The sequence below is a fragment of the Catellatospora paridis genome (genome assembly GCF_009720365.1).
GTDB classification, from domain to species: domain Bacteria; phylum Actinomycetota; class Actinomycetes; order Mycobacteriales; family Micromonosporaceae; genus Catellatospora; species Catellatospora paridis.
The window spans coordinates 53197-67213 of the sequence record NZ_ML769323.1; the positions used below are offsets into that span (position 1 = coordinate 53197).

8 protein-coding genes and 3 pseudogenes are annotated in these 14017 nt (G+C 71.5%); 8 read left to right on the plus strand and 3 right to left on the minus strand.

From position 1 onward, the window contains the following. Nucleotides 1–30: 30 nt before the first annotated feature. Together F9C41_RS26315 and F9C41_RS26320 are read right to left on the minus strand one after the other, a co-directional pair. Entirely contained in the window at nucleotides 31–1473 is a 1443-nt protein-coding gene (locus F9C41_RS26315; RefSeq protein ID WP_155389533.1) for a carboxylesterase/lipase family protein, read from the minus strand. A 185-nt stretch (nucleotides 1474–1658) separates the two neighbouring features. Next, entirely contained in the window at nucleotides 1659–3305 is a 1647-nt protein-coding gene (locus F9C41_RS26320; protein ID WP_196279959.1) for an FAD-binding dehydrogenase, read from the minus strand. A gap of 155 nt (nucleotides 3306–3460) precedes the next feature. Between F9C41_RS26320 and F9C41_RS26325 the strand changes: the two are divergent. The 5 genes and pseudogenes from F9C41_RS26325 to F9C41_RS26345 all read left to right on the plus strand — a co-directional run. After that, nucleotides 3461–3919 (plus strand): annotated as a pseudogene (locus tag F9C41_RS26325) (SigE family RNA polymerase sigma factor); the annotation flags it as partial. A gap of 1267 nt (nucleotides 3920–5186) precedes the next feature. After that, nucleotides 5187–5645 (plus strand): annotated as a pseudogene (locus F9C41_RS26330) (SigE family RNA polymerase sigma factor); the annotation flags it as partial. 1265 nt (nucleotides 5646–6910) lie between these two features. After that, a pseudogene (locus tag F9C41_RS41520) lies at nucleotides 6911–7369 on the plus strand (SigE family RNA polymerase sigma factor); the annotation flags it as partial. 1197 nt (nucleotides 7370–8566) lie between these two features. After that, nucleotides 8567–9529: an isopenicillin N synthase family dioxygenase gene (locus F9C41_RS26340; RefSeq protein WP_155389536.1), complete on the plus strand. Its 963-nt coding sequence runs from the start codon at nucleotides 8567–8569 to the stop codon at nucleotides 9527–9529. Nucleotides 9530–9636: 107 nt separating this feature from the next. Further along, a complete protein-coding gene (locus F9C41_RS26345) occupies nucleotides 9637–9984 on the plus strand; it encodes a hypothetical protein (RefSeq protein WP_230690031.1) in 348 nt (115 codons plus the stop codon). Between the two features lie 21 nt (nucleotides 9985–10005). Here the strand turns inward: F9C41_RS26345 and arfB are convergent, their stop codons facing one another. Beyond that, nucleotides 10006–10431 (minus strand): alternative ribosome rescue aminoacyl-tRNA hydrolase ArfB, encoded by a 426-nt coding sequence (arfB, locus tag F9C41_RS26350; protein ID WP_155389538.1) that lies wholly within the window; start codon nucleotides 10429–10431, stop codon nucleotides 10006–10008. Nucleotides 10432–10703: 272 nt separating this feature from the next. Here arfB and F9C41_RS26355 point away from each other — a divergent pair, with 272 nt between their 5' ends. The 3 genes from F9C41_RS26355 to F9C41_RS26365 all read left to right on the plus strand — a co-directional run bounded on the left by F9C41_RS26355 (nucleotide 10704) and on the right by F9C41_RS26365 (nucleotide 14000). Next, nucleotides 10704–11984 carry an ABC transporter substrate-binding protein gene (locus tag F9C41_RS26355; protein WP_155389539.1) on the plus strand — a complete coding sequence of 427 codons (1281 nt, stop codon included), beginning with the start codon at nucleotides 10704–10706 and terminating at the stop codon, nucleotides 11982–11984. Nucleotides 11985–12126: 142 nt separating this feature from the next. Beyond that, nucleotides 12127–13059, plus strand: a complete 933-nt coding sequence (locus F9C41_RS26360; protein ID WP_155389540.1) for a carbohydrate ABC transporter permease — start codon at nucleotides 12127–12129, stop codon at nucleotides 13057–13059. An 83-nt stretch (nucleotides 13060–13142) separates the two neighbouring features. Continuing rightward, nucleotides 13143–14000: a carbohydrate ABC transporter permease gene (locus F9C41_RS26365; RefSeq protein WP_155389665.1), complete on the plus strand. Its 858-nt coding sequence runs from the start codon at nucleotides 13143–13145 to the stop codon at nucleotides 13998–14000. Nucleotides 14001–14017 lie beyond the last annotated feature (17 nt).

The following is a 14017-nucleotide window of genomic DNA, read 5'->3' on the forward strand; positions in this document are numbered from 1 at the left end:
CCCGAAACTGCAGGCCGGCTCCGGGCGGGGTCAGGTCCAGGAGCGCAGCTCCTGGTCGTTCGGGGCGTGGACGAGCAGCGGGGCGGGGACGTCGAAGCGCATCACGGGGCGGGTGTCGTTCCAGCGGGTCCAGCCCGGGTCGCCGGTGGTGGCGAAGTCGACCCAGGCCCGGTGCATGGCGTCGGCGAGTTCCTGCGGCGGGTTCGGGCCGGACAGCGGTAGCCCGTCGGGCGTGCCCAGGGTGTCGAAGACGAAACCGATCTCCAGGGCGTGGCACGCGCCGAGTCGCTCCATCGGGGACGGCCAGGCGAACTCGTACAGCCAGGTGTCGCCCGGCGTCCGGGCGTCGGCCAGCAGGTTGAGCGGCCGCCGGAGCAGCCGGTCGGTGGCGATGACGCCCAGCAGCTCACCCGGTGACGCCTCCGGCCGCGCGGCCCGGTAGGTGCGCGCGGTGCGTGCCCGCACCCGGAACTTGGCCAGGGCCAGCCGCAGCGTGAACCGGTTGATCCGGTCGACCAGGCCGGTCGGTACGAACCACAGCCGGTACTCCTCGGCGTTGTAGCCCAACAGCACGGGAATGTCCGCGGCCGCGCCGTCGTGCAGCGCCACCATCGGGTCGCGGGGCAGCACGTCGCCGTCGACGGCCAGGGTGAACCCGTTGCCGTTGCCGATCGGCGGCCCGCCCCGGGTGATCGACACCTGCGCGGCCAGCAGCCGGGCCCGGTCCACCTGCGCGAACGCCGCGGCGGTCGCCGGTACCTTCAGCCGCTTCGCGATGAGCCGGGTGGAGCGGCCCGCGGCCTCGGGCGGCTGCGCGGTCGGCGCCCCGCTCTGCAGCACCGCCCGGTGGCACAGCCCTCGCGCGTACGGGCTGGTCAGCAGCGCGCCGATCGAGATGGAGCCGGCCGACTCGCCGAACAGGGTCACGTTGGCCGGGTCGCCGCCGAACGCCGCGATGTTGTCGCGCACCCAGCTCAGCGCCGCGATCTGGTCGCGCAGGCCGAGGTTGGCCGGGGCGTCGGGGAAGACGCCGAAGCCCTCGATGCCCAGCCGGTAGTTGATCGACACGAGGACGACGCCGTCGCGGGCGAAGTTGCGCCCGTCGTACGCGGGCAGGCAGTTCGACCCGTTGCGCAGCGAGCCGCCGTGGATCCACACCATCACCGGCCGCCCGGACGCGCCCGCGGGTGCCCATACGTTCAGGTTCAGGCACTCGTCACCGGGGATCGACGGATCCGACAGCAGCCGGTCCATCGGCGGCGGGAACGGCGCCTTGGGCGCGGTGGCCCCGTAGACCAGCGCGTCGCGCACGCCCGTCCACGGCTTCACCGGCGCGGGCGCGGCGAACCGGTGCTCCCCGAACGGTGCGGCCGCGTAGGGGATGCCCAGGAACACCGCGACCCCGTTGTCGACCCGCCCCCGTATCCGTCCGTCCCGGGTCCCGACCACGACCTCCACAGCCGTCTCCGTCATCCCCGCATTCTCCCGCCCCAAGAGAAAGGAAGGGCACCTTCTTAACGCTTTGCGCAGAAGAAGGTGCCCTTCTTAACTCGATCTGTGCGCCTGCCTGCGGCGGGCGGTCATGCCGCGCTAGCGGCCGGGACCCCGTCCGGGCGGGTGGGAAGGGCCGTGGCCGGGTGTGGTCGGCCACGGCCCGGTCACACGGCCGCGGCGGCGGCGCGGCCCGCCTGGCGGCCGGAGAAGATGCAGCCGCCGAGGAACGTGCCCTCCAGCGACCGGTAGCCGTGCACGCCACCGCCGCCGAACCCGGAGACCTCGCCGGCCGCGTACACCCCGGGCAGTGGTGTGCCGTCCGCCCGCAGCACCCGGCCCGCCAGGTCGGTCTCCAGCCCGCCCAGGCTCTTGCGGGTGAGGATGTTGAGCCGGACCGCGATCAGCGGACCCGCCTTCGGGTCCAGCAGCCGGTGCGGCGTCGCGACCCGGATCAGCTTGTCCCCGCGGTAGTTGCGAGCCCCGCGGATCGCGGTGACCTGCAGATCCTTGGTGAACGTGTTGGTCATCTCGCGGTCGCGTGCCTCGACCTGCCGCTGCACGTCGGCGAGGTCCAACAGGCCCTCGCCGGTCAGCTTGTTCATGCCCGCGACCAGCTCGGCCAGGGTGTCCGCGACGACGAAGTCCGCCCCGTTGCGCTTGAACGCCTCCACCGGCCCCGGCGCGCCGGGCAGCGCCCGCTTGAGCACCTGCCGCACGCTCTTGCCGGTCAGGTCGGGGTTCTGCTCGGAGCCCGACAGCGCGAACTCCTTCTCGATGATCTTCTGGGTGAGCACGAACCAGGTGTACTCGTGCCCGGTGCCCATGATGTGCTCCAGCGTGCCGAGCGTGTCGAAGCCCGGGAACAGCGGCACCGGCAGCCGCTTGCCGGTCGCGTCCAGCCACAGCGAGGACGGGCCGGGCAGGATCCGGATGCCGTGCTTCGCCCAGATCGGGGCCCAGTTCTCGATGCCCTCGGTGTAGTGCCACATCCGGTCGCGGTTGATCTGGTTGCCGCCCGCGTCCTCGGTGATGCCGAGCATGCGGCCGTCCACGTGCGCGGGCACGCCGGACAGCAGCCGCTGCGGCGGGGTGCCCAGCCGCTGCGGCCAGTTGCGCCGGACCAGGTCGTGGTTGCCGCCGATGCCGCCGGAGGTGACGATCACCGCCTGCGCGCGGAAGGAGAAATCACCCACCTCGGTACGCGAACTCGCCTCGCCCCGCGCGGCCGCGCTCGGCTCCAGCACGGCGCCGCGTACGCCGTCGACGATGCCGGCGGTCTGCGTCAGTTCATCCACGCGGTGCCGGAATGCGAGCGTGACCAGGCCCTTGTCCACTGCGGCGCGGACCCGGCGGACGAACGGGGCCAGCACGCCCGGACCGGTGCCCCAGGTGATGTGGAAGCGCGGCACCGAGTTGCCGTGCCCGTCGGCGAGGTAGCCGCCACGCTCGGCCCAGCCGACCACGGGGAAGAAGCGCACACCCTGCGCGTGCAGCCAGGACCGCTTCTCGCCCGCGGCGAAGTCCACGTAGGCCTGCGCCCACCGGCGCGGCCACGCGTCGCACTCACGGTCGAACCCGGCGCTGCCCAGCCAGTCCTGCAGGGCCAGCTCGGGGGAGTCCTTGATGCCCATCCGGCGCTGCTCGGGCGTGTCGACCAGGAACAGGCCGCCGAACGACCAGAAGGCCTGCCCGCCGAGCGACGCCTCGGGCTCCTGGTCGAGCAGGATGACGCGCTTGCCCGCGTCGGCCAGCTCGGCGGTGGCGACGAGGCCGGCCAGCCCGGCTCCGACCACGATGACGTCTGCGTCCACGCTGCCACTCTCCTGATGCACGGCGATGTGATCGGCAGCATAGCGAACGCGAAACTCTTTCGCTTCGCTCGGCACCGCAGGAATCGTTTGCGGAACCACGGTGACGACCTCCAACCTCGAGAAGGGCCGCCGCGTATTGGTGGCGGAGGTGGCAGATGAACAGGTATGACGGGTTCCACGAGTTCGTGGTGGCCCGGGGCGGGGCGCTGTCGCGTACGGCGTTCCTGCTGACCGGGGAGCACCACGCGGCCGAGGACCTGGTGCAGTCGGCGCTGGCCAAGGCCGCGACCCGGTGGCGGCAGATCATGGAGTACGGCCAGCCGGAGGCGTACGTCCGGCGCACGATGATCAACGAGCAGATCTCGTGGTGGCGGCGCAGACCGGCGTGGCCGGTGGCCGACCTGCCCGACCTGCCCGGCCCCGACGAGCCGCACCGGATCGTGGACCGGGTGGCCCTGGGGCAGGCGCTGGGCACGCTCACCCCGCGCCAGCGGGCGGTGCTGGTGCTGCGCTTCTACGAGGACCTGTCCGAGGCGGACACCGCCGCGACGATGGGCTGCTCGATCGGCACCGTGAAGAGCCAGACCCACCTCGCGCTGAGCCACCTACGGCGTGCGCTGCCGCTGTTCGCGGAGGAATCCGGCCAGTACGCTGACGCCGCGCAAGCCATGGCCAAGGCCCGGCAGCGGCGCACGCGGCGGGTCGCCGCGGTGGCCGCGCTCGCGCTGGTCCCGCTCGCGCTCGCGACGGTGCTGTACGCCCTGCGCGGCGGTTCGCCCGTGCCGCCGCCGGTGCTGTCCACCCCCTCGCCGGGCCCGTCGGCCACGTCGGCACTCGCGCCGCTGCCGCCGTCGCTGGCGGGGATCAGCGACGACATCCAGGACCTGCCGAAGGACCGCGCCGTCGGCCCGGTCTCGCTGCTGGTCGTCGAAGCGGCGACGCCCGAGGTCCAGACGGCCGAGCTGATCGCCGCCGACGGACGGCGCTACCGCCTGTCCGTGCCGGACGACGACTTCGGCGTCAGCTTCCTGCTGTCGCCGGACGGCCGCTGGCTGGCCTGGACCATCCGGGAGGCGACGATCGTCCGGGACCTGACCGGCACCGCCGAGCACCGGCTGCCCGGTTCCCGGCAGGTGCTGTGGTCGCCGGGCACCAGGTGGCTCTACTCGCAGGTCCCAGGCGGCCGTGACAGCTACGTGGAGCTGGCCGGGTGGACCGTCCACGAGGCGCCGGCGACCACGCCCCCGACGTACCCCGTCGCGGTGCTGGACGACGGCCACGCGCTGGCGTACGACGGGCCACGCACCGCTGCGCGTACGCCGCTGAAGGTGTTCGATCCGATGACCGGCGCGGTGCGCACCCGCTTCGCCGTCGACGCCGCGCCGTGGCTGCGCGCGGGCGAGACCACGATCGCCGTCACCACGCCCGAGCAGGAGCAGGTCGTCGTCGTCATGGTCGGCACCGGCGACGTGGGCACGGTGTCGGTGGTGCAGCAGCGCAGAGAGGTGGCGCTGCTCGAGTTCTCGCTCGCCGACGGGCGGGTGCAGGAGCGGCTCGACCTCGTCGGGCACGGCGCGCTGGGCACGGACGTCGTGTGGCCGATGTGCTTCCGGGGTGGGGAGATGCTCTGGCACGACGGTGTCGCCGTCCGGGTCGCGGGGGACGAGCCGATCCACCGCGCGGTGTTCACGATCGACCACCGCCACGACGCGTACCAGCTGCCTGGTTGTCTGCGGACGGCCTACTGGCGATAGGGGCACGGGTTCAGAACGGCCACCGAGGGCTGCGGTGATCGACCTCCGATCGCCGCAGCCGCGGATTGCCGGAGGATGACCTCCAACCCGGAAGGGTTCCGTCGCGTCATGGGGGCGGAGGTGGCGGATGGACAGGTACGACGGGTTCCACGAGTTCGTCGTGGCGCGGGGCGGGGCGCTGTCGCGCACGGCGTTCCTGCTGACGGGGGAGCACCACGCGGCGGAGGATCTGGTGCAGTCGGCGCTGGCCAAGGCGGCGTCGCGGTGGCGTTGGCTGGTGGAGCACACTCAGCCGGAGGCGTACATCCGGCGCATCATGATCAACGAGCAGATCTCGTGGTGGCGCAGGCGGCCCGCCCGGCCCGTGGCGCAGGTGCCCGAGCGGGCCGGTCCCGACGAGCCGGGGCAGGTCGTGGAGCGCATCGCGCTCGGACAGGCGCTGGGCACGCTCACCCCGCGCCAGCGCGCCGTGGTGGTGCTGCGCTACTACGAGGACCTGTCCGAGGCGGACACCGCCGCGCTGATGGGCTGTTCCGTCGGCACCGTGAAGAGTCAGACCCACCTGGCGCTGGGCCACCTGCGGCGCGCGCTGCCGCGCTATGCCGAGCAGGCGGAGGACTACGCGGACGGCGGGGCCGCGCTGGCCCTGGCGCGCCGCCGCCGGACCGGCCGCACGGTGGCCGCCGCGCTGCTGACCGTGCCGATGCTGGCAGGCCTGCTGTGGTGTGTCGTGCGCGACCCCGACACCGTCCCGCCGCCGGTGGCCACCACACCGTCCGGCGTCCCGGCTCCGGTCAAGCCGTTGCCGGCTCTGCCGTCCCGGCTGGATGTGAATGCCGCTATCGAGGAGCTGCCCGGCGACCGGGGCATCGGACCAGCGGTGCTGCAGGTGCACGACGGTCGGGCGTTCCCAGGTCCGAGAACCCTCCTGGTCACGCTCGACGGCCACTACTACGAGGTCGTGCCGCCCGAGGCGGGTTTCGTGACCGCCCCGACGCTCTCCCCGGACGGCCGCTGGCTCACCTGGGCGACGTCCGCCGCGACGCTGGTGCGCGACCTTACCGGGACCGAGGTGCGCGAGTTGCCCGCCACGTCGAACGCCCCGCTCTGGTCGCCCAGCGGCGACTGGTTCCTGCTGCCCGCATACGCGGGCAAGGGCGAGACCCTCTTCCACCTGCCCGACTGGACGGCCCGTGAGCTCGCGCCCGTGGTGTCCTGGGACAGGTCGACCAAGGTCGTGCTGGACAGTGGCGAGCTGCTGCGCTCCGCCGGCAGCCCCACCGCGACGGCCGTGCCGATGGAGGTCGTGGATCCGGTGACCGGGGCCGGGCGGGCGATCACCGTCGACGTGGCCGGCCGGCTCGGCCAAGGTGAGTCGATCTACAAGTGGTCGATCCTCCCGGCCCCCGGCAGTTCGGCCGCGGTGGAGGTGGTCGGCCTGAGCTCGCACGGGTCCGCCCAGGTGGTGGGGGTGCTCCAGTTCTCCACGGCCGACGGCCGGGTGCTTCGCCGGATCACGGTGCCGCCGGACGGCCTGGCGTTCCCACTGTGCTTCCGGGGTGGGGAGCTGCTGTGGACGGACCTCAGAACCGTCCGCCGGGCAGCGGTGCCCGAGGGCATGGCACTGCTGATGGAACTCGACGACCCCATGCACGTCGTGGAGCCCGCGGGCTGCGGGCGTTCCACGCAGCTCGGCTCGATGGTCCCCTGACGGTGACCGGTCCGCCTCCCGTGACCGTGCGGGAGGCGGACTGATGCCGCGGCACGTGGGCCGTGCTTCCGCCACAACGGCCGTGCCGGATGATCCCAACCTCCGGGCACGCTGCCGCGTAGGGGGAGTGGAGGTGACGGATGAGCCGATACGACGGCTTCCACGAGTTCGTCGTCGCGCGGGGCGGGGCGCTGTCGCGCACGGCGTTCCTGCTCACCGGCGAGCACCACGCGGCCGAGGACCTGGTGCAGACCGCGCTGGCCAAGGCCGCGACCCGATGGCGGCAGGTCATGGAGTACGGCCAGCCGGAGGCGTACGTCCGGCGCATCATGGTCAACGAGCAGATCTCCTGGTGGCGGCGGCGTCCGGCGCGGCCGATGGCCGAACTGCCCGATCGCGCCGGTCCCGACGAGCCCGGCCGGGTGGTGGAACGGGTCCTGCTCACCCGCGCGCTGGCCACCCTCGCCCCGCGCCAGCGGGCCGTGCTGGTGCTGCGCTACTACGAGGACCTGTCCGAGGCGGACACCGCGGCCGCCATGGGCTGCTCGGTGGGCACCGTCAAGAGCCAGACCAACCTGGCGCTGACCAACCTCCGGCGCTCGCTGCCGCTGGTCGCCGAGCACGCCGGGCAGTACGCCGACGCGCAGGCCGCGCTGGCGACGGCGCACCGGCGGCGGACCCGGCTGGCAGGTGCGGCGGCGGTGCTCGCGGTGCTGCCACTGCTGCTGGGCGCGGTCTGGTACGCGCTGGCCGGTGCCACCCCGCCGCCGCCGGTGACCAGCTCGCCGAGCCCGTCCACGCCCGCCCCGTCGATCTCGCCGGTGACGCTGCCGCCGCTGCCCGCCGCCGTGCCACCCGGTGACGTCCTGGACCTGCCCGCGGACCGGGGCGTGCGCGGCGGTGCGCTGCTGCTGACGAAGCAGACCTCGGACGGCCCCGTCTTCGAGTTGCTGGGCGGCGACGGCCGCCGGTACCGGTTGCCGTCCGCGCCGACCGGCGGGTTCACCGTGGAGCCGGTCCTGTCGCCGGACGGCCGGTGGCTGCTCTGGTCGTCGCCGCAGGGGACCGTGGCGCGCGAGCTGACCACGTCGAGCGTGCACCGGCTGCCGTACGAGCTCACGCAGGCCCGCTGGTCGCCCGCCGGGACCTGGCTGTTCGCGCAGCGCTACCCGGAGGTCGGGGAGGTGCTGGTCAGGACCGGCGACTGGTCGGTGCACGAGTTCGTCCCGGCCGACGCGGCCAGGCCCGTCGCCGCCGTGCTGGACAGCGGCGAGCTGCTGCGGCTCGGCGGCCAGATCACCGACGACACCGTCACGCTCGACCGGCTCGACCCGCTGACGGGGGCCGCCCGCAGGATCACCGTGGACCTGCGGGGCCTGCTGCGCGTCGGGGAGTCCGCCATCGCCGTCAAGATCTTCGACGCGGACGGTGAACGCAGCCGGATCGCCTTCGTCCTGCCCGCCGTCGACGGCACCGCGGGCGTGGAGATCATGCGATCCCGGCCGGGCGGCGCCGATACGGTGACCGCCGTGGTCAGGTTCGCGCTCGGCGACGGCCGCGTGCTGCACCGGATCGACCTGTCGTCCGAGGGGTTCGCGCAGCCCCTGTGCTTCCGCGACGCGGATCTGCTGTGGACCGACGGAACGCGGGTCATCGGCACCGGAGCAGACGCCTACCGCCTGCCGCTCGATCCGGTGTACGGCTACTCGCCGCCCGGGTGCACCCGGGTCGCCCGCCTGGTGGCGGGCGGCTGAGCAGCGGCGGCGCGGTCCGCGGCAGGCTGTCAGAATGATCGGATGGGTGCTCTGCCGATCGTCGACCTGTCCGCCGACCGCGCCGCCGTGGCCGTCGGGATCCGCGCGGCCTGCCGCGACAGCGGGTTCTTCTACCTGGCCGGGCACGGTGTCCCGGACGAGCTGCTCGGGCGGCTCGACGCGGCGTCGCGGGAGTTCTTCGCGCTGCCCGAGGACGAGAAGCTGGAGATCGCGATGGTCCGCGGCGGGCGGGCCTGGCGCGGGTTCTTCCCGGTCGGCGGCGAGCTGACCTCCGGGCGCCCGGACCTCAAGGAGGGCCTGTACTTCGGCGCGGAGCTGCCCGCCGACGACGCGCGGGTGCTGGCCGGGCTGCCGCTGCACGGGTCCAACCTGTACCCGCGGCAGGTGCCCGAGCTGGCCGCGGTCGTCCCGGCGTACCTGGCGGCGCTGACCGGGGTGGCGCAGGAGGTGATGCGCGGTGTCGCGGTGAGCCTGGACCTGCCCGAGGGCTACTTCGCCGACGGGTACACGGCCGACCCGACGGTCCTGTTCCGGATCTTCCACTACCCGCCGTCGCCGGCCGGGGACGACGGCTGGGGCGTCGGCGAGCACACCGACTACGGACTGCTCACCCTGCTCGCCCAGGACGGCAACGGCGGCCTGCAGGTGCGTACGCCGTCCGGCTGGCTCGACGCGCCGCCGGTGCCCGGCACGTTCGTCTGCAACATCGGCGACATGCTGGACCGGCTGACCGGCGGGTACTACCGCTCGACGCCGCACCGGGTGCGCAACGTCAGCGGCAACGAGCGGCTGTCGTTTCCGTTCTTCTTCGACCCGGACTTCTCGGCCGAGGTCCCGCCGCTGCCCGGCCGGGCGCGCGAGGGCGCCGACGGCCGTCCCCGCTGGGACGGCCAGGACCTGCGGGTGTTCACCGGGACCTACGGCGACTACCTGCTCGGCAAGGTCGGCAAGGTGTTTCCCGAGCTGCGTGGCGAGGTCCTGTGACCGTCTCTTCGCCCAACGGGGGACATTCTGTTCACCACCAGGACAACAGCCGTCCATCTCGGCGGGAAAGGGTCGACTGATCGGCTCACCGACCGCTGGAGATGACGTTGACCGCTCGGTTCGAGTTCTACGAGCGGGCGTGCGCCGGCGTCACCTGGCGGCTGCTGTCCAGCAACAACCGTGACCTGGGACGGTCGGGTGTGGGCTTCCCCGACGTCGACGCCTGCCTGCGCGCGGTGGACGAGGTGCGCGCCGCGGCCACCGAGGCCGAGCCGGTGATCCATCGGGTGAGCCGGCTGGCCTGGGCGTGGCGGCTGGAGACCGGTCCGGGTGCGGTCGCCGTGGCCAGCCGCGCCTATCAGCGCCGGGTGCAGGCCCAGACGGCCTGCGACCTGTTCCTCCGCCTGGCCGTCGAGGCCCCGGTCAACACCGACGTCCGCCAGACCCGCAACTGACCCGCCTTCAGCGGGGCCGGGTCAGTCGTGGGCGCCGCGGCGCAGTTGCTTGATGGCGGAACGGTGCTTTTTCGCCTGTAGCCGGCGCTGCTTGGCGCCCTTGCTCATCTTGGTGGGACGGCGGGGTGGCGGAGGGGGTGCCAGCGCCTCGCGCAGCAGGCCGGCGAGGCGTTCGCGGGCGGCCTCGCGGTTGGACAGCTGGGCGCGGTGCTCGCTGGCGGCCACGGTCAGCACGCCGGCGACGAGCCGTCCGCCCAGCCGTTCGAGGATGCGTGAACGGAGCTCGTCGGAGAGCGTGTGGGAGCGCTCCACGTCGAAGGACAGCTCCACCCGGCTGTCGGTGGTGTTGACGCCCTGCCCGCCCGGACCGGAGCTGCGCGAGAAGCGTTCGCGCAGCTCGCTGTCGGGTATCACGAGCTGATCGGTGATCGTCAAGTCCTCGGCCACGGCGCTGCGCACCCCCTTCGGCGTCCTCGTGCGGCCCGCTGATCATGCCGTACGGAGAGCGCGTTCACCGCACGGTTTTCCCTCCAGATCAGTGTAGTCATCGATGTACGACGAAGTTGCTTAAGCGGTTTTCATGGTCCACGTCACAGGATCGTCACGAGGATGACGTCCTATTGACACGTTGGGAGCGCACCCATACCGTGTGTGCACTTATCCGGTTCAGTAGACGCTCCGCTATATCTGGGAGCGCTCCAAGTTGTTTCGGAGGACATATGCGACTGCACAGGTCCGGCTGGGTCGTGGCGACCGCGCTCGTCGCGGTCGGCGCCCTCGCGCTTGCCGGCTGCAAGGGCGGCGGCAGTGACGAGCCGTCGAAGCCCGGCGGCGCGGTCGAGCTGAAGATCGCTTTCTGGGGCGACTTCGGCCTCGACGAACTCAAGGCCAAGTACGAGGCCGCCAACCCGAACGTCAAGATCGTCCTCAACTCGGGTGAGTACAACGCCCAGCACGAGGACCTGCAGAAGAAGCTCATCGCCGGCTCCGGCGCTCCCGACATCGCCGCGATCGACGAGGGCTTCATCGTCAGCTTCCGCAGCCAGGCCGACAAGTTCGTGAACCTGCTGGACAAGGGCGCGAGCAAGTACCAGGACAAGTACCTGGGCTGGAAGTGGAAGCAGTCGCTGTCGGCCGACGGCAAGACGCAGATCGGCCTCGGCACCGACGTCGGCGGCCTGGCCATGTGCTACCGCACCGACCTGTTCAAGGCCGCCGGCCTGCCGGTCGAGCGGGACAAGGTGTCCGCCCTGTGGCCGACCTGGGACGACTTCATCAAGACCGGCCAGGACTACACCGCCAAGTCGAAGAAGAAGTTCGTCGACAACGGCACCAACCTGTTCAACCCGATCCTGGGCCAGCAGCCGGTCGGCTTCTACGACGAGTCCGAGACGCTGAAGATGGACGGCGGCCCGAAGGCCGCGTTCGACATGACGCTCAAGGCCGTCGGCGCCGGCCTGTCGGCCAACCTGCCGGCCTTCTCGCCGGAGTGGAACGCGGGCTTCGTCAAGGGTGACTTCGCGGTGCTGGCCTGCCCGGCGTGGATGCAGGGCCACATCAAGAACACCGCGCCGGACACCGCCGGCAAGTGGGACGTCGCGGCCATCCCCGGTGGCGGCGGCAACTGGGGCGGCTCGTTCCTGACGGTGCCGAAGCAGAGCAAGAATGCCGACGAGGCGTACAAGCTGCTGGAGTGGCTGATCCAGCCGGAGCAGCAGATCGAGATCTTCAAGAAGGTCGGCAACCTGCCCTCGCAGCCCGCCCTCTACAAGGATCCCGCCATCGCCGACTTCAAGAACCCGTTCTTCAGCAACGCCCCGGTCGGCCAGATCTTCAGCAAGACCGCTGAGGGCCTGACCCCGCAGTACCTGGGCAAGAAGAACGGCCCGACCCGGGTCGCGGTCGAGAACGTCATCAACTCCGTCCAGGCCGGCACCACCAAGGCCGCCGACGCCTGGGCGCAAGCGCTCAAGGAAGCCGACAAGGCTTCGAAGGCCTGACCCTGCGTCACACGGCGCGTTGCAGTGGGGATCAGAAGGGGTGGGCGTCTCCCTACGGCGTCCACCCCTTCGCCCGCCGCGACGGGACGTGGCCCGCCATGGCGCTCGCCACGTTCCGCATCATATCGACCATCCTCGGTTAATGGAGGTAATCGTGCGCGGGCTGTCGCACCGGCTGCACCGATTCGACGTGAAGCACATGCCTTACGTCCTGATCGCACCGTTCTTCATCCTCTTCGCGATCTTCGGGTTGTTCCCGTTGATCTTCAACGGCGTGGTGGCCCTGCGCACCTGGCGGCTGGACGATCCGGCCCAGGACGGGTGGGCGGGCCTGGCCAACTTCGAGCGCCTGCTGACCGACGAGGACTTCGGGAACGCGCTCTACAACACCTTCGGCATCTTCGTGCTGTCCACGGTGCCGCAGCTGCTGCTCGCCCTGTGCGTGGCGTTCCTGCTCAACCGCAGGCTGCGCGGGCAGACCTGGTTCCGGGTCAGCATGCTGCTGCCGTACATCACCCCGCTGACCGCGTCCACGCTGGTCTTCCTGGTGGTGTTCGGGCGCGACACCGGCGTGGCCAACTGGGTGCTGTCCGTCGTCGGCGTGGACGCGATCGACTGGCGCGCGGGCAAGCTGCAGTCCTGGGTGGCCATCGCCACGATGGTCAACTGGAAGTGGATCGGCTACAACGCGCTGCTCTACCTGTCGGCGATGCAGACCATCCCGCGCGACATCTACGAGGCGTCCGCGCTGGACGGCGCGACCGCCTGGAAGCAGCTGTGGCGGATCACCGTGCCGATGATCCTGCCCGTCGTGATCTTCACCGTGGTGCTGTCCACCATCGGCGGCCTGCAGCTGTTCACCGAACCGATGCTGCTCGACTCGAACCCGGCGTCGGCCAGCGGCGGCTCCAACGGCGAGTGGCAGACCATCGCCCAGCTCATCTACAAGGTCGGCTGGAAGAACCTCAACCTGGGCTACGCCGCGGCGATGTCCTGGGCCCTGTTCCTGATCATCGTGGTCGTCGCGGTCGTCAACACCGTGCTGACCAACCGGCTCGGAGGAGGAAAGCGGTGAGCACCACCACCGACACCCGCGTCGCGAACCCGCCCGGCGCAGACCCCGGCGAGGCCGCGCCGCGCCGCAAGGTCAAGCCGTCCATGTCGGGGCGCGCGCCCCAGGACACCCCGGCCGGCAAGTGGACGTACCTCCTGCTCGGCCTCACCTTCCTGCTGTCGATCTACCCGATCTACTGGATGTTCGTCATCGCGACGAGCACCGACGCGGCGCTGGCCGAGATCCCGCCGAAGTTCCTGCCGGGCGGCGAGTTCATGAAGAACCTCGACGAGGTCTTCTCGCTGCAGGACGTGTACTTCGCCGAGTCGCTGGTCAACAGCCTCATCGTGTCCACCGTGGTCACCGTGTCGGTGCTGTTCTTCTGCTCGGTGGCCGGCTTCGCGTTCGCCAAGCTGCGGTTCCGGGGCAGCCGGATCCTGATGGTGATGGTCGTGCTGACCCTCACCGTGCCCAACCAGCTCGGCATCGTCGCGCTCTACATCCTGATGGGCTACCTGCCCGGCGAGGGCGGCTGGAACGGCAGCCTGCTCGCGGTCATCGTGCCCGGCCTGGTCAGCGCGTTCGGCGTGTTCTACATGCGGCAGTTCATCCTGGGCGCGGTGCCCGACGAGCTGATCGAGTCGGGGCGCGTCGACGGCGCGACGACCATGCGCATCTACTGGAGCATCGTGCTGCCCGCGGTCCGGCCCGCGCTGGCCGTGCTGGGCCTGCTCACCTTCGTCGGCAGCTGGAACGACTTCCAGTGGCCGCTGATCACGCTGGGCGGCACGGACTACCCGACCTCGATGGTCGCGCTGTTCGACCTGGCCAGCGGTAATTATGTGCTGTACCGGCGGGTGCTCGCCGGCGCGTTCGTGGCTACCGTGCCACTGATCATCTTGTTGTTCGTCGGGGGCAGGCAGATCGTCCGCGGCATCATGGAGGGTGCGGTCAAATCGTGATGATGGCGTCTCGGTCC